The 22,484-nt window shown below is 41.8% G+C and carries 22 protein-coding genes; 11 read left to right on the top strand and 11 right to left on the bottom strand.

Going from position 1 to position 22,484, the window contains the following annotated elements; genetic code table 11:
* The coding region (locus tag GSQ74_RS22780) for an ATP-binding protein (protein ID WP_254060878.1) at nucleotides 1-298 on the top strand (298 nt) is incomplete at its 5' end.
* Between the two features lie 87 nt (nucleotides 299-385).
* Here GSQ74_RS22780 and GSQ74_RS13230 read toward each other — a convergent pair.
* From GSQ74_RS13230 to GSQ74_RS13245, 4 genes are all read right to left on the bottom strand, one after another.
* Entirely contained in the window at nucleotides 386-796 is a 411-nt protein-coding gene (locus tag GSQ74_RS13230; RefSeq protein ID WP_158994016.1) for a DUF4421 family protein, read from the bottom strand.
* A 380-nt stretch (nucleotides 797-1,176) separates the two neighbouring features.
* Complete coding sequence (locus GSQ74_RS13235) at nucleotides 1,177-1,749, bottom strand: porin family protein (RefSeq protein ID WP_158994018.1); 573 nt, start codon at nucleotides 1,747-1,749, stop codon at nucleotides 1,177-1,179.
* 275 nt (nucleotides 1,750-2,024) lie between these two features.
* The gene (locus GSQ74_RS13240; protein ID WP_158994020.1) at nucleotides 2,025-2,789 is read right to left on the bottom strand and encodes a LytTR family DNA-binding domain-containing protein; all 765 of its coding nucleotides are present in this window, start codon (nucleotides 2,787-2,789) and stop codon (nucleotides 2,025-2,027) included.
* Entirely contained in the window at nucleotides 2,770-3,807 is a 1,038-nt protein-coding gene (locus GSQ74_RS13245; RefSeq protein WP_158995189.1) for a sensor histidine kinase, read from the bottom strand. The genes GSQ74_RS13240 and GSQ74_RS13245 overlap by 20 nt, the downstream gene beginning before the upstream one ends.
* Before the next feature lie 346 nt (nucleotides 3,808-4,153).
* Between GSQ74_RS13245 and GSQ74_RS13250 the strand changes: the two genes are divergently transcribed.
* Together GSQ74_RS13250 and GSQ74_RS13255 are read left to right on the top strand one after the other, a co-directional pair.
* The gene (locus tag GSQ74_RS13250; RefSeq protein WP_158994022.1) at nucleotides 4,154-5,635 is read left to right on the top strand and encodes a serine hydrolase domain-containing protein; all 1,482 of its coding nucleotides are present in this window, start codon (nucleotides 4,154-4,156) and stop codon (nucleotides 5,633-5,635) included.
* A 255-nt stretch (nucleotides 5,636-5,890) separates the two neighbouring features.
* The gene (locus tag GSQ74_RS13255; RefSeq protein WP_158994024.1) at nucleotides 5,891-8,317 is read left to right on the top strand and encodes an ABC transporter permease; all 2,427 of its coding nucleotides are present in this window, start codon (nucleotides 5,891-5,893) and stop codon (nucleotides 8,315-8,317) included.
* Between the two features lie 124 nt (nucleotides 8,318-8,441).
* Here GSQ74_RS13255 and GSQ74_RS13260 read toward each other — a convergent pair whose 3' ends face one another.
* Nucleotides 8,442-8,945, bottom strand: coding sequence for a GNAT family N-acetyltransferase (locus tag GSQ74_RS13260; RefSeq protein ID WP_216846735.1), 504 nt, complete (start codon nucleotides 8,943-8,945; stop codon nucleotides 8,442-8,444).
* A 58-nt stretch (nucleotides 8,946-9,003) separates the two neighbouring features.
* Nucleotides 9,004-9,816, bottom strand: a complete 813-nt coding sequence (locus GSQ74_RS13265; protein ID WP_158994026.1) for a helix-turn-helix domain-containing protein — start codon at nucleotides 9,814-9,816, stop codon at nucleotides 9,004-9,006.
* A gap of 131 nt (nucleotides 9,817-9,947) precedes the next feature.
* Here GSQ74_RS13265 and GSQ74_RS13270 point away from each other — a divergent pair, with 131 nt between their 5' ends.
* A complete protein-coding gene (locus GSQ74_RS13270) occupies nucleotides 9,948-10,919 on the top strand; it encodes a response regulator (protein WP_158994028.1) in 972 nt (323 codons plus the stop codon).
* A 301-nt stretch (nucleotides 10,920-11,220) separates the two neighbouring features.
* Complete coding sequence (locus GSQ74_RS13275; RefSeq protein WP_158994030.1) at nucleotides 11,221-11,430, top strand: hypothetical protein; 210 nt, start codon at nucleotides 11,221-11,223, stop codon at nucleotides 11,428-11,430.
* Nucleotides 11,431-11,679: 249 nt separating this feature from the next.
* Here the strand turns inward: GSQ74_RS13275 and GSQ74_RS13280 are convergent, their stop codons facing one another.
* Entirely contained in the window at nucleotides 11,680-12,282 is a 603-nt protein-coding gene (locus tag GSQ74_RS13280; RefSeq protein ID WP_158994032.1) for a hypothetical protein, read from the bottom strand.
* Between the two features lie 189 nt (nucleotides 12,283-12,471).
* Nucleotides 12,472-13,509, bottom strand: coding sequence for a hypothetical protein (locus tag GSQ74_RS13285; RefSeq protein WP_158994034.1), 1,038 nt, complete (start codon nucleotides 13,507-13,509; stop codon nucleotides 12,472-12,474).
* A 388-nt stretch (nucleotides 13,510-13,897) separates the two neighbouring features.
* Between GSQ74_RS13285 and GSQ74_RS13290 the strand changes: the two genes are divergently transcribed.
* Nucleotides 13,898-14,617 carry a lipopolysaccharide core heptose(II) kinase RfaY gene (locus GSQ74_RS13290; protein WP_158994036.1) on the top strand — a complete coding sequence of 240 codons (720 nt, stop codon included), beginning with the start codon at nucleotides 13,898-13,900 and terminating at the stop codon, nucleotides 14,615-14,617.
* A gap of 151 nt (nucleotides 14,618-14,768) precedes the next feature.
* Here GSQ74_RS13290 and GSQ74_RS13295 read toward each other — a convergent pair whose 3' ends face one another.
* Nucleotides 14,769-15,218 (bottom strand): KTSC domain-containing protein, encoded by a 450-nt coding sequence (locus tag GSQ74_RS13295; protein WP_158994038.1) that lies wholly within the window; start codon nucleotides 15,216-15,218, stop codon nucleotides 14,769-14,771.
* Between the two features lie 326 nt (nucleotides 15,219-15,544).
* Nucleotides 15,545-16,396: a dihydropteroate synthase gene (folP, locus tag GSQ74_RS13300; protein ID WP_158994040.1), complete on the bottom strand. Its 852-nt coding sequence runs from the start codon at nucleotides 16,394-16,396 to the stop codon at nucleotides 15,545-15,547.
* Between the two features lie 72 nt (nucleotides 16,397-16,468).
* Here folP and GSQ74_RS13305 point away from each other — a divergent pair, with 72 nt between their 5' ends.
* The 5 genes from GSQ74_RS13305 (at nucleotide 16,469) to GSQ74_RS13325 (ending at nucleotide 20,374) form a co-directional block, all read left to right on the top strand.
* Nucleotides 16,469-17,011: a DUF1599 domain-containing protein gene (locus GSQ74_RS13305; RefSeq protein WP_158994042.1), complete on the top strand. Its 543-nt coding sequence runs from the start codon at nucleotides 16,469-16,471 to the stop codon at nucleotides 17,009-17,011.
* Between the two features lie 16 nt (nucleotides 17,012-17,027).
* The gene (locus tag GSQ74_RS13310) at nucleotides 17,028-18,200 is read left to right on the top strand and encodes a BT_3928 family protein (protein WP_158994044.1); all 1,173 of its coding nucleotides are present in this window, start codon (nucleotides 17,028-17,030) and stop codon (nucleotides 18,198-18,200) included.
* Nucleotide 18,201: 1 nt separating this feature from the next.
* The gene (locus tag GSQ74_RS13315; protein WP_158994046.1) at nucleotides 18,202-19,260 is read left to right on the top strand and encodes an ABC transporter permease; all 1,059 of its coding nucleotides are present in this window, start codon (nucleotides 18,202-18,204) and stop codon (nucleotides 19,258-19,260) included.
* Nucleotides 19,261-19,452: 192 nt separating this feature from the next.
* A complete protein-coding gene (locus GSQ74_RS13320; RefSeq protein ID WP_254060879.1) occupies nucleotides 19,453-19,980 on the top strand; it encodes a shikimate kinase in 528 nt (175 codons plus the stop codon).
* An 82-nt stretch (nucleotides 19,981-20,062) separates the two neighbouring features.
* Nucleotides 20,063-20,374, top strand: coding sequence for a hypothetical protein (locus GSQ74_RS13325; RefSeq protein WP_158994048.1), 312 nt, complete (start codon nucleotides 20,063-20,065; stop codon nucleotides 20,372-20,374).
* A gap of 589 nt (nucleotides 20,375-20,963) precedes the next feature.
* On the opposite strand, the gene GSQ74_RS13330 is transcribed toward GSQ74_RS13325, so the two are convergent.
* Nucleotides 20,964-22,484: a GH3 auxin-responsive promoter family protein gene (locus GSQ74_RS13330; protein ID WP_158994050.1), complete on the bottom strand. Its 1,521-nt coding sequence runs from the start codon at nucleotides 22,482-22,484 to the stop codon at nucleotides 20,964-20,966.

A 22,484-nucleotide genomic window follows, 5' to 3' on the forward strand; every position in this document is an offset into this window, starting at 1 on the left:
GGAAATCGCTAAGATCGAACGGCAGGAACTGCTTATATTGGATGACTTCGGTATCCAGCCTTTTGATGCACAGAGCAGGGCTGCATTAATGGAGATCATTGAGGACAGGCATGGTAAAACATCATTGATCATCACCTCGCAGCTTCCCGTAGGTAAATGGTATGAAGTAATTGGTGAAAAAACAATTGCTGATGCTATACTGGACAGGATCGTCCACAGCGCACACCGCATTGAGTTGAAGGGCGAATCGATGAGGAAAAAACGGCAGCCGGATGATAAAGATGTCACTTATCAATAACCAATTTAATAACTAACTTTGAAAACGCTTTTACAGCATCTGCTGAACTCTGCCGCCAGCTAAATCACTGCTCTCTTTGCCAGTGAATCACATGGTCAGCTTCCCCGGAATATCCACATTATGCAGGCCGCCACTATAAAAACCTTTATAGTTTTGCAGAAATACATCAAGCATAAAATGTGTGCTGTAATTATGGATCTGAAGATCATTCAGACTTGTCTTACCATATTCGTTACCCTTTAAGGGTATCAGCCCAAAATCATAAGTGGCATTAATAATGGTGTTTTTCACGGCTAGGCCGAAACCTACATTTAAGGGGTAATTAGCATTATAGGTTTTACTGTTAGCGCCAACCTGAATGGTGTTGGTTGATACATACCCTTCAAGCAATATTTTCTGGTCATACGGTTTTATATAAGAGCTGTCAACTTCCGCAACTTGTGCCACCGAAGTGGAAACAACTAAAAACAACATGCAAACAGTAAAGGCAGCCTTCATATTTGAATCAATTTTGGACAGCGTCTTAATAGTAACTATTGGAAATATACGAAATTAGGTTGAGGTGCTATATCTAAAGGATTCCTCAAGACCGTACCTATTCCAACAAACAGCATTCAAAACCATTGTTCGTTAATGTTTGAATAACGTCCCGACAACAAAAAAAACTTCCGTTGATTCTTAACACCCTGTCACAATCCTCCAAATCGAAATTAATTTCAGCAGCGGGAATTTGCACATAAAGTAAAGCAAATAGATTTTTAGCTTGATCCTCGTTTTCAACATTAGTTTTAAATACCTCGATCATGAAAAAATAATTTATGAATAATCCCGGTCAAAAAATGACTCGGGATTAGTTGACATCAATGTTCTGGCGACTTTTAAAAAACGTAAAATATACTTGCCTGGATAGTATTGTTTTTAAAGTCATTCACAAGTTCCGTATTTGTATCAGGTACCTTTTGTAAGCCGTATATATACCTTGCACCAATACCAAGGCCTATTTTGGATTGATAACCTATTCCGCCAACTGCGCCCACATCGTACTTTTTGGCAAATTTGGTGTCCGTTAATCCGTCAACGTCTTCTTTTATTTTATAACCTGCCTGCATCCCCGCTTCTACATAAAAGCCAGCATTGGTACGATATTTTAACACGATGGGGATACTCATGTACGACAGTTTCAGATCCTGGGTGCCCAATACACCACCTTTGATCTTCGCGCCCTCAGTCGAAAACAGGAAATCTTCCTGCACCAGAAAGTTGTTCGTAAATTTAAAGGCAACGGTTGCGCCTGCGTTAAAACCAATCAAAGGATCTGTAGGGAAGTTAGCATTGGTAAAATTGCTAACGTTAACACCACCCTTTAAGCCGAACTCGAATTTTTGCAGCAAACTTTGGCTAAAAGATTTGGTTGATGCCAAAACTAAAATCATTAAGAGTAATTTTTTCATAAAGTGTTTTATTTGTTTTTTAATAAAAGCAGCCAGCAGCTACTCACTGATTGGCATCAAAGGTGAGGGCTGCCAAATCGATTTTATAGCAAAATGTAACCGAAGCGGGCAAAGTCACGCCGGAAGCGGAATAAAAAGGGATGAAAAAAAACGAGAAGTAGAAGAAAGACCTTTTTAACCTGCACTAAAGGATAGTCGACGCGATACAGAAGATCAGAGTATATGGTGAGATGCTCATTGGTTTGAAACCATTGAATGGCCGATGCTTCCTTCCATCAGCTATTTGCGAGCCAGCTTAAAAACTGGGGGGCTTTTCCTTTACTTACAATTACCTTTTCTTCAAGGGGTACTTTAAGGTTTAGGGAAAGCTTCCTGGAGAAGAAATTCGACACATCTGTTATCGCTTTCCGGCAAACCAGGTACTGCCTGTTGGCTCTAAAAAACGAATTTCCTGCCAGACGTTCAAGCTCATCCAGGTTTTTGTTGGGATAATAGGTTTTGCCTGAAAATGTAAGTAAATGAGTAACTTCATTGCTTAGGTAAAAAATAGCTATATCATCAAGGTTTACTGGGATGATCTTGTCCTGATGATAAACTAACACGGATGCCGTTTTCTGAACCTCTTTTCCAGCCAACAACTGCATAAGCGCTTCGTATTGCGGCGTTTGATCTGCCGAGAGTACCTTTTTCAACTGCAGGTATTTCTGTATGGCTTTGTCAAGCATCTTAGCGGTAAAGGGTTTCAGTATATAATCTATCCCATTAGCCTTAAATGCATCTAACGCGTACTCGTCATAAGCGGTACAAAAAATGATGGGAACGGAAACCGGTTCCGCTACAAATATTTCAAAGCTAAGTCCGTCGCCCAGTTGAATATCGCTGAAAATAAGATCCGGACTGTTATTGTTTCTGAAATAAGCGATAGCCATTTTTACGGAGCTTAGCTTTACAATATCCACGGGCTGTTCTATCAGCTTTGTGATATTTTGTTCCAGCTCATCCGCTATTACTTCTTCGTCCTCAATGATTACTATTTTCATTCTTTAACAATTTTATACTTACCGAAAACGAGTTGTCGTCCTCAACTATTTTAATCTCATCTCCCGACCACAGCAAATACCGCTCAGCCAGGTTGGCCAACCCATAGTTTGTTGAAGACACCTTCATTTTTCTCTTCTGAAGGTTGTTGCTTACTATAAGCCAGTCATCATTTTGGCTGATGTTTATCATCAGCGGGCTCTCAAGCGTAAAGCTATTGTGTTTGATGGCGTTTTCTACCAGGGGTTGCAGCGTAAACGACGGCAGATAAAAATTTTGCAAGGTTTCATCCGGTAATGCTATCGAACAATCCAGCGCGGCACCAAATCTTATTTTCTGCATGGCAAGATAATCGTTTAGCAACGTTACTTCATCTTCCAGCTTTGATATATGGGATGCGTTGTGGAATATCGATGCCCTTAAAAAGTTGGCCATATGCACAATGTAGTCGTCGCCGGTTTGGTGATCCTTATGGTACAAGGCCTTCACTGTATTCAGTGCGTTAAACAAAAAATGGGGCTGTATCTGCTGCTTTAAAGCAAGGTTCATCGCTTCCGCATTGGCCGCTTTTAGCCTCGAAAGCTCTAATTCGCTGTGCATTTTATGTTCATATAATAACACGGAATTGTGTAAAAGATAAATAAGTGTATTAATCACGATGCCCGAACCGACAAATGCGAAGAATGACCCCACATCCCAGGAAAACGGCTGTTTTCCGCTTATATAATAAAAAACAGGCCTCAATAAAAGATAAATCAGTATACTGATAGGGTAAGTTAACAAGCGCCGTGAAGTTGAAAAGTTCTTTGACCTGATCGAAATTCTTTTCGACAGTATAACCATCACACAAATATCTGCATAGCCAACCAGCAAAATACCCGAGGTGGTAAGCAGGGTTAACGGTACCACATAGACTGGCTTATCAGTGTTAGAGATGACCAGATAGAAGATGAAGCCAATGATTATAGCCTGCAACCACGTTAGGCGGCTCAAACGCTTTATAGGTAATTTTTCGAGCATTACAGTAAAGATAATCATTTAACCAACTGATGAATTTCCTTTTTTTGATCGAAGCGGACAAAAAAGGTCTTTAATAGTTCAATTTCAGGATCAAAAAAATCCGGACTGTTTCATCCGGACGTCCGGACACCTAATTTAAATTAGATGGTTTGAGAGTTGCAAGGCAGTAAACATCATTAATAATCAGGCACTTACGGGTCAAAAAAAGTTTAAAATCGCACATCTGTTGTATCGAAAACGAACGATTGTAGTTTTGTGTTTTTGTTATCGCATTGATAAACACCAAGTTGCAAACTGGCATTCACTTTGTTTTTACCTGTGAATTATTAAATTAAATAAGTCTCACATGAAACTCATCCTTCGCTTACTACCCTTTTGTCTGTTGCTTAGCTGTTCAGTTATGGCGCAAACCGGCCAGCCGCAACAAGAGCTAAGCAAAGAAATTGAAAAAGAAGCCCTCGAAATGCAAAAGTTTTATAATGTTCCCGGCCTTTCGGTTGCCGTGGTCGTAGGCAACCAGGTGATTGTTTGCAAAGGCTTCGGCACAGCAGATATTGACCGGAACATCCCTTGTACTGAAAATACCATTTTCAGACTGGCCTCCTCCACAAAATTCTTTACCAATCTTGCTGTGCTATCCATGGTACAGCAAGGTTTGATCAATCTGGATGACCCTTTAAAGAAATATGAAACCGATATACCGGCAGACTGGCAAGGCGTTCGTTTATGGCAGTTGATGAACCATACCTCCGGCATCCCTAGCACAGATGAAACCCCCTTTGATAAAATGAGCGATGACCAGCAGCGGAAAGTGAATGAACATGACCTGTTTAAGCTAATTCACCATATGCCGCTGGATTATAAACCGGGCAGCAAATGGCGTTACCAGCAAACGGGGTTTGCACTGGTTGCTATGATACTGGAAGATAAAACAGGCAAACCCTGGACAGAGCTGATTAAGGAAACCATCACCGATCCGGCAGGGATGGAAAACACCTATCATAACGAGGAAATGGTGTATCCGCCGGGGCAGGAAACCAAAAACTATAATTACCAGAATGGTAAACTTGTCAGCACACCGTTTTTCTTCCCGCTCGTTTTAGGTACTGGAGCTGGTTATAATACTACCGCTTCTGATGCGGCGAAGTTATTCCTGGCGCTGAACGCAGATAAGATCGTTTCTGAGGAAACGATAAAAAAGGAGGTGTTCAATCCGGAAAGAATGTACCAGCTGGGGCCCAACGCTACGGCATGGTATAGTGTTTCTTCGGAAGTGAAAAAGTTTGGCCCCTATCTAACGACCGGCCATAGCGGCGGCCCAGACCTGGGTAATTTCCGCTATTCTCCTGACCAAAAAGTGGGGGTGGCGGTATTCGCAGACCGCAACAATACGGGTGTTTCGGAAGAATTGACCAACCGGATTTTAAAAAGAATCCTACTGGATACCCCCTTTAATCAGCAACAGGTATCTATCGCCTACGGCATGAAAAAACTGGTTCCTGTCAAAAGTGATAAAGAGCTCTCAGCGTTTTATGAGCAAACCAAAGCTAATCCTGGCAGATACAGTTTTAATGACGCGGAAAATGGACTGAATACGGTTGGCTATGATTTTTTAAATGCCGGCAATACCAAAGACGCTCTGAAAGTGTTTAAACTGATCGTCAAAGAATTTCCTTCCTCTTCCAACGCCTGGGATAGTTTGGGCGAAGCCTATGCCAAAACTGGCGACCGGCAGCTAGCGATCAGCAGTTACCAGAAATGCCTGGAATTGAACCCGCAAAGTGAGAACGCGAAAAGCTGGTTGGAAAAGTTGCAGAAAGGGCAATGAGGTTTGTTGAACATATAAACTGCGCTGTTAATGTGATGAAAATGTGTTATTAAAAGAGGAAAATGATATTGAACTTGTGGTGTTTCATTGCACCGATTTTCAATCATAAGCGAACACCACCTGTATCAAAACCGAACAGTAAGTCAGCGAAAATAACAAATAAATAACTAATAATCAATCAGTTAATCTTTTGGCATTTTCTTAGTCTTAGTTATTAAATTACGCAAATATTGTATTTAAACTAAACTTAAAGCTATGTTTAAGAGCTATTTAAAAACGTCAATTCGGTTTTTATTGAAGAATAAAACCTTCAGCTTTATTAATATTTTCGGTCTGGCAGTAGGCACGCTTTGCTGCCTGTATATTTTGCTGTATGTGCAAAACCAGTACAGTTATGATAGGCAGCATAAAGAGGTTGCCTCTATTTTCAGGATAACCACCGACCTCAATTTAACCGGCGATAAACATCATGGCGCATCATCATCGCCACCAATTGCTCCGGCTTTAAAAAATGATTTCCCCGAAGTACAAAACTTTGTACGCGTAGTAGAAACCGACAAACTGGGCTCCAGCGAACATTTACTCCGCTACCAGGAAAAATCTTTTTACGAAACCGGAGCCTTTTATGTAGATTCTACCTACTTCAATATTTTCAATTACCATTTCGTTGAAGGGCAGGCGCCGCATTCCCTGGATGAGCCTTATGATGTGGTATTGATCAAATCTACCGCCGAGAAGCTTTTCGGTAACCAAAGTGCTGTTGGCAAAGTGATAAACATTAATGATCAATGGGGCAAACACGACTTTAAAGTAACCGGCGTAATTGATGAAAGCCTGGGAAAATCGCACCTGCAAGGCAATATGTTCATCAGTATGAAAAGCGGGCCACAGGGTGTTTTCATAGCCAATGATCCGGATTGGGCAGGTAATAATTTTTTATATGCTTATGTTAAACTTCGCCCGGATGCCGACCCGGGTGTCCTGGAGAAAAAACTACCTGCATTTTTAAATAAATATGGTGCCCAGCAAATGAAAGCGCTTGGTATGCGAAAAGCTTTGCATTTGCAGCCTATCACCCAAATACATACTACCGGGGGGTATGAAGTGGAGCCAACCAAAACTTCTGATCCAAAGTTTCTTTTTATATTGATCCTGATCGCGGTGTTAATACAGGTTATCGCCTGTATCAATTTCATGAACCTGTCAACCGCGCGCGCCTCCAAACGGGCCAAAGAGGTTGGCGTTAGAAAAGTGATCGGCGCAGGAAAATACGATCTGATCAGGCAGTTTTTAGGTGAATCATTCCTGCTATCGTTTATCGGCGTAATTATCGCTTTGCCGCTATTATGGCTGGCATTGCCTTATCTCAATCAAATCACCCAAACACCAATCCGTCTATCCTTTTTTGCCGACTATCGCCTGTGGTTAATGCTGGCCTCCCTTATTTTAGTCACCGGTTTTGTTGCAGGCAGTTACCCTGCGTTTTACCTGTCGGCGTTTAAGGCTATCAAAGTGATCAAGGGCAATTTCACTAGCCAGGTTTCGGCGGCAGGCATCCGTCGTTCGTTGGTGGTGTTCCAGTTTGTGCTCTCTATTGTGCTAATTACCGGCATCATTGTTATATACAGCCAGCTTAATTACATCAAATCAAAAGATTTGGGCTTTGATACCAATCAGAAACTTATATTTAATTTCTATACAAACGATACCCAGGCCCAGATGCCTGCCCTGGCCAATGATCTGAAGCAATTAGCCGGGATTAAAACAGTTACCAGTGCCGATAATTACCTCAGCCAGTTTGTAATGCGCGACCACGGCGTTTACCCGGCCGGAGGCAACATGGCAACCGCTATTGATGCCCAAAATATCGACTGCGATCAGTATTTTGTAAAAGCCAGCGGCATTAAGCTTGTTGGCGGGCGCGACTTTATGCAAGGCGACTCCGGCAAAGTGCTTATTAACCAAACTCTTGCCAAGCGCTTAAACTTAACAGCAGAAACAGCACCCGGCACCCGGCTTTATACCCAATATAATGGCCCTGCAACCTTTGTTACCGTTGCCGGTGTAATGAAAGATTTTAACTATAACTCATTGCATGAGGATGTGCACCCGTTTATGCTGGTATATGATAAAAACGCTGCCGACCTTAATTGCATGATAGTATCTGCCAATACCAAGGATTATAAAGCGCTATTAAGCCAGATTGGCGCCATATGGCAAAAAGACCTGCCTTCTGTACCTTTTGAATACTCTTTTTTGGATGACGATGTACAAAAGCAGTATGAAACCGAAATTGTACTATCGCAGATCATCAATTCATTTACCCTGATCGCCATCCTCATTTCCTGCCTTGGTTTGTTTGGTTTGGCTGCCTTCAGCGCCGAGCAACGCAATAAAGAGATAGGTATCCGCAAGGTATTAGGCGCCAGCGTAGCCGGTATAGTACAGCTACTATCTAAAGATTTTTTAAAGCTGGTGGTGGTGTCTTTCATCATCGCAACACCAATTGCCTGGTACGGTATGAACAAGTGGCTGCAATCCTTCGCCTACCGTATCCCGCTAAGTTGGTGGATGTTTGCCCTGGCGGGGATGATAGCCGTATTTATTGCCCTGTTTACCGTAAGCACACAAGCTATACGTGCAGCCTTAACCAACCCTGTAAAAAGTTTAAAGTCGGAGTAAACTAAAGTTAATGCTTTTTCACCCTCTTTCCGGCTTGCCGGAGAGAGGGTCGAACAGCGCAGCGCATTCGGGGTGAGTCAATTGTTCGTTACGCATTTGCGCTAATGCTGCTGAGTTTCTGAATTTAAAACGGATTGTATTTAAATTCCAATGTGCCGTTATTGAAATCCGATGATAAATCAAATTGAAGCCTGGCTAATAAATTTAAAGCTTTAACATTATTTTTATTCGTAATGGCAATAACTCTTTTTAGCCTCATGTCGTTCAACCCAAAGTTAACGGCTAACTTAATTGCTGATGTCATGTAGCCAAACCCTCTAAACTCTTGTCTCATTATACAGCCAAGCTCTCCTGTATCATTATCAAAACCACGGTAATAACCACAAGTGCCTATAATTATATTTTTTTCCCGGTCTGCTATGCCCCAATGAATAGAGTTGCCATCGCGGTAATCCTTATCAATTCTGTTTTGTATCTCAATTGCGTCCTGTTCCGTAAGCGCATGCTTACCATCGTAAACCGATATTTCTATAATATCTTTAATATCAACCGGCAAAATTTCCCGCATGATAATATTGTCTGAATACAAAACCGGGAAATGTTGATAGGGAGGTTTATTAATATGCATTATTCAAATGTTACGCAATACAATATATATAGATTCGCCCGATGTAACAAGCTTAGCCCTATAACGGTTTTAATCTATGCTTCTTGTTTAATTTATGCACTTCACGTTCAAGCAGGTTTATGGATTCTCCTATGGTTAGCACCATGTTTTCAAGCGTATTGATCACAGGCTGAATAATTGCCGAATACTTTCCGATAGCTATCCATATTTCCTGAATGTCGGCAACAGCCGGGTTAAAATATTTATCCGATTCATCATTTTGGCAAACAAGCAGCTCTTTTTCAACAATTATATTATCTATCCTGCAAAAAAGTACCCCCGTTAGTGTAACAACTATATATATATCGTTTGATGAGCCTATCTCAGAAAAATTAGTTAGTTGCCTGCCGATAAGTATATCACCCGGATAAAGGTGCTTAAGGCTTTCGCTATTGTCAATTGTAAAACCACGGCAGGTGCAATTCCCTTCTATTAATGAGTCTGGTATATCAAATATCGGCAAGCTGTTTAAATAAGTAACATCATGTAGCCGGTGAACATAATTTAAAGAATCATTTACGGTAAGTATACGCTTTGGGGCTGTTAAACTAGCCTGCGGAAGCTCCTTTGAAAACCCTTGTTTTTTTAATGCCGGATGTTTGGCTGCTAAAAAATCCGGGCCATGTAAAAGCCAATCATAAGTCTTGCTATAATAACTGGCAATTAAACTTAAAGCCTCATATGTCGGGAATTGGTTCCCAAGCTCGATCTGTGAATAATTGCTCCTGGATATATTTAGCAAATTGGCTATATATGCTTGAGAGTAATTGTTTTCAATTCGCAGAGCTTTAATTCTTTGGCCTATATTTTTCTTTGACAGGATTTCTTGCATATTAAATATTTTTTGTTTTATTTTACGATAACCTTATAGCAATTAATTCTAATGCAAATTATCATCCATTTTTAAATGAATGATAAACATAGTTTAAGTCTTAAGAAAATCAGATATAAATACATGGCTTTATGCAAAATAAAATCGAAAATAATCGCCTAAACATTCCATACTTTATAATTGATAGGCTTAAAAACATAGTTTCTTTTAACTTAAGTACTGCTGGCAATATAAAGCTATCCTTACGCGAGCCACCCCAAATAGGGCAAGCTTTTGTGGATATTATTCCACATGAACAAGTATCTTATATCACTAACGTTATCGAAAAATGCTTGTCTGGCCGAACGGTGATAGCCGATAGCGACATTGCAAACAAAATAATACAGACTCATTTTAAATTTCAATTCCTGTTTATCCCCTTACCTATAAACATTACTTCTTATTACGCGGTTTGCTTAATTATACCCAATGCATATCAACCCGATTCCCAATTCTCCAATTACGACTACTCAAGGCTAGCCTCTCACGGGTTACGCGGCCCCGTAAGCAACATCCTCAGCCTGGCCAATTACGACAATTACCCACAGTTAAAATCCTACGAAGCCCTGAAAATAAAGTCGTTACTAAAAAATATTTACGCTCAGGCCGAAAAGCTTAACGATGTGATTGTGTCCCTTAATTATTTGATTAACAATGACAAGGCGGCATTTGCAGAGGATACAAATATCGAAAAATTTATGGTCAGTAACCTTGTTCTTGTCGACGATGATCCATTAGTGAACAAGATGCATAAAATGCTGCTTAAAAAATATCATGCTAACATAGCCGTGGTAGATTTTAATAACCCTCAAAAAGCATTAGAACACATAGCAGTTCATCATACCGAACTTATATTCCTGGATATTAACATGCCCGAGATTGATGGTTGGGAGTTTTTGAGCAGATTGAAAAAACACTCTTTAAATGCGAAAGTAATTATAGTTTCATCGTCAATCGATCCGGCCGAAAAAAACAAAGCCTATTCACACGATTGCGTGAAAGACTTTATCAGTAAACCGCTAACCCGCGAAAAATTAAATAAACTTTTCCTTGAAAATGCCTGAACCATGGATGCACTACAAAGAACCGAGACCGCTGTTTCCCCTCAGGTTATTCATGAACGCTGCAGATATTGCAATTGCCCTTCAGTAGATCGTATACCAAGGGGGAAATTGATAAAGCAGATTTTTTTTTGGCTCCCGGTAAGGCACTACATCTGCTATCACTGTATAAGAACTTTTTACAGAAAAAAAATAAGCAGCCCCGGGATTAAGCAAAATGCATTACAATAATTGCCCGGTATAAAAGGCCAAAAAAACAAATGGGCAACAAACATGTTAAATACACAGTTATAGCTTATCGATAATGATAGATAACACTCTTCACTTTTTAAGGACTCAGCTGAGCGTTGGCAATGCATGGCAAAACATTGCTATGTACTCCGTATTAGCACTTTTGGTAAAACTGGTAACTATGCAACATTCACTGTTAAAAACACGGCACAAACCCGCTACCCCTGCAACCGGTAACGATGATCAGGAAGTATTAGCACAAAACCAAGTTCCCCGCTCCTGAGAAGGCACAAGCGCGCTTCACCAAGCATCTCTTCCCGCACTCCACACCTGTTCCTCGCACCTATAAAGGCTCGTAAGTTTATATAATTTCATTATAGTTAAATACGTTTGTGTAATGGGTGTCACCCTGAGCGTAGTCGAAGGGTTGGCGCAGAGGGCTGCCCGCATACTTCGACTACGCTCAGCATGCCCTCTTTGATCTTCCGAACATCTATGCTCTCTCATACCCGCTCCCCGCACCAACTCGCACTTATAAAGCCGGCTTAGGTATCTTCCGGCCGCTCACCATCATATATATTCCATAGCAGGTAGTAGCTATGCCAATTCCGATACCTGTAAAAGCGAAAGTTCCGGTTTCGGTAAGTGTTTTATTAACCGTTAAAACAATGGCTACGATAGCCACAATGGTGCTCCATGTTGCCAGGTAATAATCAAACGTGCGTTTAAATACCCTTGCCAGCGGGTAAAAATGCAACCCGACCACCAATGCGATCACCGGGACAGCCAGTTCAGGGTGCCCCAGGTTAGTAACAATATTTATCCCTATAAATATCCCCAAACCTTCGGCTCCAAAAATTATCCCAAACCATTTTCCAATCCGCTTCTCTTCCGCTAAATCCGCTTCCGATGTCAGTTTGGGGTAGTATCGCGCTACATTATAAAGCTTTACAGCATTTACAATAAACAACACACTAAATAGGGGGAAAACCAATAAGGCAAACCAATAATTGCTTCCCGCCAAACCACGGTAAGCTATACCTGCCCATATTAAAGTAAAAACAGCCATCATAACCAGGCCAGTGGCAATTCCTTTTACGGCCGCAGCCGGCATTATATGTGGTTCATTTTCCATGTGATAAGAGATTGAACCCGAAGATAATAAAAAGTGTTATAAAAGTTCCCCTCTTGAGAGGGGCAAGGGGTGTGTTCATTAAGCGACGAACTATGTAAAGCCATTCCCATCTGTGTGTGGCTGTCATGCTGTACTCGAAGCATAAGCGTAAAGGCCCAATCAAGCGACAAACTCACCTACTGTTTCCCATCATTCACCCGTACTGCTTGGCACAGGCGGCGCATCCTCAATCCGCTTAATTTGGATGAACCCGCCATCCACATGATCAAGCTTAACATAAAATGTAGCCTCAGATCCACCAGAACCAATCAAAGCGCCCAACATACCAAAACTCGAAACCAGCACCATATTCCCCACTCCTGAGCTAACCCGCACTGCTCCCGTAAAATAGAAATCGCCGCTATCTTTTTTCAGTGGATAATAATTCCCGCGCGACGAAATATAAGGTTGCCCGTGATAAACAAGCGCATAAACCTTTCGTGGCTTAACCCTTTGTGTGTTTCCATTGGCATCCACAGCGTTAACAACACCATAATTTACATCACTGGGTTCAACAGTTATCTGCTTATCAGGCATCTGATTCATAAACGATTTATAAGTTAAATACAAGCCATCTGCATAAGTTGGCGTGTTGTACAACTTAATGGCGCGTTTCTCCATGCTGTCCAAATGTAAAATATCATTATAGCTATATATAGCGCCATTAGGCACGGTAGAAACATTATCGCTTATAAACTTTTCCAGAAATTTCTTTCCGGTGTCTAACAGCGCGGTAGTAACAGTCATAGCCGAGCTTACCGTGGATATTGTATCTATTGATGCAATTTGCCGGTATTGCCCATCCTTAGCCTCGAAAAGGTTTGCTCGAAAACTAAAAGCCCCGTAATCACGGGTACCAATCGTCATTACTTCAAATTTATCGCGACGCAATAGTAGAAGCATTCCCCTGGTTTTGCCTGTCGTATCAGCCAGTTTATAAAAATATTGGCTTAGTTGTGTTGTTAAAGGTGTTTTAGGGATCACGCTGCCCCTTCTGTCGAAAAACCCTGTTTTAACAAACCCCATCGAAGTAGTGTCATTCCTCAAATCCATGATCTTGATAGCACGGTACAGGTTGCCACTAGCTTTGGCAACCGGAGCGTTAAGCCGAAAATCAACAATGTTTTGCGCATGCGCGCTCGTCCCTAATAATGAAATAAACAACAGGGAAATAAAGGTTTTAGACATAATAATTAAGCTGATCGTGATAAAAATTTAGCTGCATAAAAATATCCTTTTTACTGATGTTTAAAAAGATAATTAAAATTACATATCCCAATCAAGCAACAAATCCACCAAACCATGATCATCTCTGTGCGGCTGTCCTGCTGAGGCACTCGAAGCATAAGTGTAAAGGCCTACTGACAAAATAGCGTCAGCACCAATCCCAACCCAATTCTCGAAATTTGTGTATGCCGGTTAATAGCTCTTGGGAAAGAGCGATATGGAGTTCTTTGAAATCTAATTAAATATGTTTGCGTCATATGTTGCTCATCGTCGGTGTTTTCATATAATTATTTACATGATTAGTATTCTAATAAAAACACATAGATTGCCCTACCTAAAAATCACAACAATGAATATTGGTGAAAAAATTACCGGAAAGAGAACCTATTCCATCGAAAAGAGACTATTTACTAATGACCGTCCAAATGCTAATATTTATTTATGTAAGGATAAGGATGGGAATAACTTTATAGCTAAACATTTTTATAAGCAGTGCCCAATGCCAAATGTTGCTTATGGCAAAAAAAATCACTTCGGACGAAGAAGAGATGGTAGTCGGGTAGTTTTTGATGAGATAAAATTACAGTCTCAATCAAATGATTTTTTAATAAAGCATCTGGATCGATTTAAGTATAAAGGAAAATGGATAATAATACTTGAATATATTCAAGGCCAAACATTAACGGAGTACATAAGAAAAAACAAGGAAGATGCATCAAAAATTCATTCTGCCGTTAAAGCACTAGCTAAAACCTTATCTACATGGCATAAAAATGGATTTGCACATGGAGATCCTCATCTCGACAATAGCATAATCACAATGGATGAGGCTAATCAACCTAAAGTATCCTTAATCGATTACTGTCAATTGCATCATGAGAGTTTCAAATATTGTAAACAATATAATTGCTTTGGTACAGACACTAAAAGACGAATAAAAGAAGATTTAATAAATCCGCAAGAAAATTTTGGACGTGGCTTTAAACAGGAATTAATCAATCTTCAGATTGAGTTGGGCTATGGAAATGATTTTTCAGAAACATTTGATGCTCACTACTTAAATAAGTAAATCGTTTAAGGCATCGTTGCCCCCGATGTCCCGAAGTTTCCAACTTCGGACGCCTAAGACTGTAGTCTGAGACTACAGTACACGATATCACTCCACAAAAAAAGCCCGGGACTTTCATCCCGGGCTTTTTAAATATATCTTTCTTAACGAGTTATCCGTTAGCCACCAATTTATTCACGCTCCTGTAAACAAAAGTGTTAAATATGTGTCTGCGTGCAAAACGACCCGGTGAGTCGGCGTTGATCAGTTTGCGGTAAGTCTCTTTAGGTACGTCGAAATATTCGTAAACATTCTCGTCGCTAAAATAAATCTTCAGCACCTGCGATTTGTATTCAAAATCCACAATGCCCGCGTTAGCGGTAGTGTTATTATATTCTTCTGAGGACTGGTCAAGCGTTTCAGGCGCTATGCTCACCAAAAAGTGGTAGGCCTCAATAATGGTTTTGCTTTTTTCTTCAGCTTCCAGTTTTTCTTCAGGGCTTTCCTGGAATTTATCAGGGTGCCAGGTTTTCATCATCCCGCGATAAACGGTTTTCAGTTCCTGTAATTCAGCTTCCTTGGTTACGCCTAAAAGTTTTCTGTAGTCAACAATTTTTTTCATGATATCAATTCTTCGTCTCTAAATACTTATTGATGAACAGATACCAATCAAACAATCCCGGCCTTTCCAAAAATAATTTTGCAAAGGTACGCTTTTGAAAGTCAATAATTTAGAAAATTTTAAAATGATAATACTGCGTTAATACATGGGGTCAATTACTCACCCCGACTGCGCCTTTGGCGGAACGAGGGCAAAGCGTTTTTAAATTGATTTTTCCAATCCCCTCTTTACCGCGCAGCGGAAGAGAGGGTGGTCGAGCAAAGCAAAGACCGGGTGAGTCAACCCGCAAGCAGGGCCACCACCAGGTAAAACAAACGCCGAATGAGTTACTTACACAACTCCCAAATCTTCACCGCCTCAACCGCCTCTTTCACATCATGTACCCGCAAAATATCAGTACCTTTATTTAGCGCGATGGCATTCAGGGCCGTAGTCCCGTTCAAAGCATCATCTGCACTTACGCCAAGTTCATTATAGATCATCCGCTTGCGCGATATCCCCACCAAAACCGGCAGTTGCAGCACATTAAAATCCTGCAAGCGCTTCATCAGCGTATAGCTATGTTCTGCTTTCTTGGCGAAACCAAAACCGGGATCGATGATCACATCCTTTACCCCCAGTTGCTTAAGCTGATGATATTTCTTTACAAAATAATCAAACACCTCATCAAACACATTTTCATAATCAGCCTGCTGAACCATGTTTTGCGGCGTGCCCTTCATATGCATTAAAATATAAGGCACCTGCAATTTAGCAACGGTAGCAAACATTCCGCTATCCAATTCCCCGCCCGAAATATCGTTGATGATATGCGCCCCCGAATTAATAGCTGCCTCCGCAACTACCGCCCGAAAGGTATCAATCGATAAAGCCGCATCCGGATAAGCAGTCGCAATAGCCTCAACCGCAGGCAAAAGTCTATCCATTTCTTCCTGTGCCGATATATCCGCAGCACCCGGGCGCGAGGAGTATGCGCCTAGGTCTAAAAAGGTAGCGCCATCTGTCAGCATCTTACCCGCCTGCTCCAATACCGAACTTACATCCTGCTTGCGACTGCCTGTGAAAAAAGAATCGGGCGTAAGGTTAATTATCCCCATTACTTTGGGTTGGCTTAAATCTATCAATTTACCGCCCGCGTTTAGGGTAACCTTTTTATGAAAAAACGTATCTTTAGCCACAGATTTTTTTGTTGTAAAGGTAAAACATCTTTATAAATTAACAGCGGCAACAAACCCACACATTACAATACTTTGAGCAATACATCTATAGAGTACGACGCGGTAATAAACACCTGTAAAGGGCTTTTCATTAAAAAAACCCATGACTATGGCACGGCATGGCGCATCCTCCGCCCGGAATCCATAACCGACCAGATATTTATCAAAGCGCAGCGTATCCGCACCCTCGAAGAAAAAAAAGTATCCAAGGTTGATGAAGATATCACCAGCGAATACATCGGCATCGTAAACTATTGCGTTATCGCCATGATGCAGCTGGAATCAACTGCTGACACGCCATTAGAGATCCCGGCAGAACAGGCAGGTGCACTGTTTGATGCGAAAGTGAAGGAAACCAAGGAACTGATGTCGGCCAAAAACCACGATTACGGCGAGGCCTGGCGTGATATGCGCATCAGCTCCCTAACCGACCTGATTTTGATGAAACTGCTGCGTGTTAAACAAATTGAAGATAACAAAGGCCAAACCCTCGCATCCGAAGGCATAAAAGCCAATTATCAGGATATGCTAAACTATGCCGTTTTTGCGTTAATAAAACTTACACCGGCTCCTTAATACAGGTACAATCATCATGGCAAACACCAAATCGGGCAACAGTTCTTCAATTATATGGGTGTCGCGCATATTCGTGGGGCTGCTGTTTATTTTTTCGGGGCTGATAAAAGCTAATGACCCACTTGGTTTTTCTTATAAGCTCGAAGAATACTTCGAGGTTTTCCATATCACTTTTTTGAATGATCTGGCGCTAAGCCTGGCCATTATTTTATGTGCATTGGAGATGATCCTTGGCTTTGCCCTGCTTATCGGCGTCCGCGCCAAACAGGTAGCCTGGGGATTGTTATTGCTGATTATTTTCTTTGCATTCTTAACCTTCTATTCTGCCGCCTTTAAGGTAGTAACTACCTGTGGCTGTTTTGGCGATGCGATTGTGCTAACGCCATGGCAATCATTCAGCAAAGATCTGGTTTTATTGTTGCTGATTATTGTACTGTTCCGCAACCGCGATAAGATCAACCCGCTATTCAAACCCAAAACCGGTGATTATTCATTAATAATAGCTACCGTTGTTGCCTTGGGCGTTGGCTTTTACACCTACAACTATTTGCCGGTATTGGATTTTCTTCCATATAAAGTTGGCACTAACATCCCCGACGAAATGAAGATTCCGCCCGGTGCGCCGACAGATGAGTACGAAGAGATCTATCAGCTTAAAAATAAAACTACCGGTGCCACCAAGTCCATGAACGATAAGGAGTACATCAAAAGCAACATTTGGAAGGACAGTACCTGGCAGATCATCGGCACACCGGAATCGCGCCTGGTTAAAAAAGGCTTCACCCCAAAAATTCAAAACTTGTCGATACAGGATGCACAGCGTAACGATTATACCAAGGAGTTACTATCAAACCCTTTCTATAGCCTTGTAATTGTAACGGACGATCTGCATAAAGCAAACCTTACTGCTCTAGGCAACCTCAACGCGCTTTGCATCAACCTAATTCAGAATTACAATATGCGTACCATCCTGCTTACCTCAAACTCCGCCGCGGATGCCGAGGCTTTTGCCAAAGCGCATCATTTGGTGAGCGAAATTTATTATGTTGATGGCGTGCCGCTAAAATCAATGGTACGTGCAAATCCGGGTGTAATATTGCTGAAGAACGGTACTATCGTGAACAAATGGCACTACCATACCGTACCGACATATGATGAACTGGTAAAACAATATCTTCAACAACAATGATATGATCACTTACCTGCTGCGTAAACTGGTATATGGGCTTGCGGTAATGCTGGGTATTGTGGTAGTGGTTTTTTTCCTGTTCAATATTTTACCGGTCGATCCCGCCCGCATGACGCAGGGCCAGCGTGCCGATGTGCAATCCCTGCAAGCCGTTCGCAAGGAGTTTGGTTTGGATAAACCAATTCCTGTACAATTCGCTTATTATTTGAACGATCTTTCGCCTATCGGCATCCACGCTAATACGCCGGAAGAGCAGCAGCGCTATCATTATATAAAATTGTTCCCGGTTTCATCCACTAAGGTTATCGCCCTAAAATGGCCCTACCTACGCCGTTCCTACCAAACCCGCAAAGATGTTACCTCGCTTTTGATTGAGGTAGTACCTAACACGCTGGTACTGGCAACCACCGCCATGTTCTTCGCCATCATCATCGGTGGTTTTTTAGGCATCATCAGCGCCGTCCATCAAAATACATGGATCGACAGGCTGGCGGTAGGTTTTTCAACCCTCGGTATTTCCGCGCCATCCTTCTTCGCGGGTATTATCATCGCCTGGATATTTGGTTTTGTGCTGAGTAAATACACAGGGCTTAACATGTCGGGCAGTTTATACAGCTATGATCCTTTCTGTGGGGAAGTGCTCACGCTAAAGAATTTGATTCTGCCGATGATCACTTTGGGGTTGCGTCCACTGGCTATCATCGTACAATTAACCCGCAGTGCCATGCTGGATGTTTTGGGCCAGGATTATATCCGTACCGCCAAAGCAAAGGGGTTAAGCGATAGTGCCATCATTTATCGCCATGCCTTAAAAAACGCGCTTAACCCGGTGGTAACTGCCGTGGCTAACTGGTTCGCTGGTTTAATGGCGGGTTCCTTTTTTGTGGAATATGTGTTTGGCTACAACGGTTTAGGCAAAACCACGGTGGATGCACTGGAAATGTCGGACTTCCCGGTAGTAATGGGTTCCATACTTTTTATCGCATTTATTTTTGTAGTGATCAATATTTTGGTAGATGTTGCTTATGTTTGGATCGACCCAAGAGTAAAGCTCTCTTAGATGCTGTTAAAAAAACCATGTCATTGCGAGGAGGAACGACGAAGCAAACTCGTCGCATGCAGATGAACGCGACGAGTTTGCTTCGCCGCACGGGCTCTGCGAATCCCTGCTCGCAATGACATGGTTTTACATTTTTAAACAGCTTATTATTTTTGTGGTTTATAGTTCATCGTAAAATTTATAGATATAGAAGTGAATAACAGTTCAAACAAACCGGATTTGGTGTTTTTTATAGGATTTATGGGCTGCGGCAAAACTACATGGAGCCGCAAACTGGCTGCCCATCTAGGTTATGAATTTGTTGATCTTGACCACCTGCTGGAAGAACAATTAGGCATGACCATCGCCGAATATTTCTCCAGCTTTGGCGAAGATGCTTTCCGTAAACTGGAATCCGACATCCTGAAACAAACTGTATTCGCTGAAAATGCCATCATCTCTACCGGGGGCGGCCTGCCTTGTTTTTTCGACCATATGGAATGGATGAATGCCAACGGCAAAACCGTCTATATCAAATTGTCACCCAAAACGCTGGTCGACCGATTAGAAAAAGGTAAAGCAAAACGCCCCTTGCTGCGCGATAAGCATGGCGACGAACTATTGAACTTCATTACCGATAAATTAGCTGAACGCGAAGGGTTTTACCTGCAAGCCAGCCATATTGCCGATGGCATAAGCCTGAGCGTAGAAGGCCTGGAAGCACTTATCCAAAGCAAATGATTACACCGGAACATAGTTTATTATCCATCTACTTTAAAATAACTTAGCTGAAACTATCTTTATTAAACGTTGTTGAGCTTTTATGGACCATAATGTATATTTACTAGCCACCGATCCTAAAAATTCTTGCCGGGACGTGATACATTCAAGGGATACCGCTTTAAAAATCAGGGTATTTTGCCTTGACAATGAAAAGTTCACCGTAAACGAGAACGAGATACAGCTATTCGGCTACGCCGACCATAAATTATACGCCTTTGAAACCATTAACATTGTAGCCGAAGACGCGCTCGATGTAGTAGGAGCCATCCAATGGTATGCCGATTACATAGGCGTACCCGAAATGGAGATCCTTCCTGATGATCCCAGACATGGGCAGGATATTGCGATGTAATACTCTAATTGAAATAGGTTTCTGTAATTTCTATTGTACTAAATAACTTATGTGTGGGGTGTCATCCTGAGCGTAGTCGAAGGGTGAGCGCAGAGGCCCACTCGAATGCTTCGAATACCTTAGCATGACCCATACTGGTTTCAGTCACAGACTGAAACCCTGGATGATGACAGTTTGTAACTGTCTATCTAATACAATAAAACCACATCCAGAAAACCCTTTGTACCAGCGTAATCTCTTGCGCTACTATAAACATAATATTCGGGCTCTTCAACTATACCTTTATGGCCTGGATAAAGCATCTACCCATTCCACTAGGGCAAAAGTTATAAAATAAATTTCCTGGCTATCATGTATGCGGTATTTGGAACGCATAATTATAATTGACATGGTTTAGTTGGGAGAAAGTTACAAACTTTCTTTGATCTGTAGACTTCAGTTATAAACTGAAGCCAGTGGGGGGATGGAATATTGGGTATAGTAATCATCTAGCTTATATTAATGGATTGTAATATAACAATATTAGAATGCACTGTGCTGTCCGAAATTCCCCAAATAGGACGATCATGGCTATAGTCTGCGACTAAAGTTATCCAACCAGCTCCATCATCTTCAAAATACTATCAATATATTCCCGGTTGTTGGCAAGGCGAGGCACCTTATTTTGGCCACCTAGTTTGCCTTTTTCCTTTAGCCAGTTAAAGAAAGTCCCCTCAGGTGCCCTGCGCACCAGCGGACGGCGCAGCGCCATATCTTTAAACCGCTTGGCATCGTAATCCGAGTTGATGCGGCGCAGGGTTTCATCCAGCAGGTCAACAAAACGGTCAAACTCTGCGGGTTTTTGCTCAAATTCTATGATCCATTCATGCGCGCCGCATTCATCGCCATTAAAATAAACCGGCGCGGCGGTATAATCGCGAATGATAGCGCCTGTCTGACTGCAAGCTTCAGCCAAAGCACGCTCCGCGTTATCAATAATCAATTCTTCGCCAAAGGCATTAATAAAGTGCTTGGTACGCCCGGTAATTTGTATGCGGAAAGGTGAAAGCGATGTAAAACGAATAGTATCACCAATCATATAGCGCCACAAACCTGCATTGGTACTAATGATAAGCGCATAGTTTTTATCTAAAGCAACTTCATCAAGCGTAAGCGTTTTGGGGTTATCCTCGCCGATGTTTTCCAAAGGCAAAAACTCGTAGAAAATGCCATAATCCAGCATCAATAACATATCTCCCGAATCAAAGCTATCCTGTATGCCAAAGAAGCCTTCAGAGGCATTATAAGTTTCCAGGTAATACATCTCGTTGTTAGGGATCAGCTTTTTAAACTGATCGCGGTACGGGGTAAAATTAACTGCGCCATGAAAATAAAGTTCCAAATTGGGCCATACCTCTAGTAAATTCTTTTTACCGGTAATTTCCAGTATGCGCTTAAACAGCAAAAGGTTCCAGGTAGGCACACCACTGATGCTGGTTACATTCACATCTTTGGTGGCGTAGGCCATTTTCTCTATCTTTTCCTCAAAGTTTTCTATCAGGGCGATGTCGAGGTGAGGGGTGCGATAAAATTCCGCCCACAAAGGCAGGTTTTTCATAATTACCGCCGATAGGTCACCAAACGATGCATCGGGATGCAGTTGATTTACTTGATTACTACCGCCTAAGGTCAAACTCTTGCCGGTAAATATGCGCGCATCAGGCCTTTCGTTAAAATAGAGGGTCAGCATATCCTTACCACCTTTAAAATGGCATTCCTCTAAGGATTCTTCACTTACCGGGATGAATTTACTGCGGTCGCTGGTAGTGCCCGATGATTTGGCAAACCAGCGTATACCCGAGTGCCAAAGTACATTCTGTTCGCCTTTAAGCATACGCTCAATATAAGGCTTCAGGGTATCGTAGTTTTGGATCGGCACCCGCTCCTTAAATTGCTCAAGCCTGCCAATACTTTTATATTGATAAAGCTTGCCCCATTCGGTTTGCTCTGCGCCTGAAATCAATTGTTCAAACCATTCCTCCTGTACCTCGTTAGGGTATTTCATAAAAAGCTCTATCTGGTGGATGCGCTTTTTCATGAACCAGGTAAAAACGGAGTTAAAAATTGTCAT

The sequence above is a fragment of the Mucilaginibacter sp. L196 genome (genome assembly GCF_009765905.1).
Lineage (GTDB): Bacteria > Bacteroidota > Bacteroidia > Sphingobacteriales > Sphingobacteriaceae > Mucilaginibacter.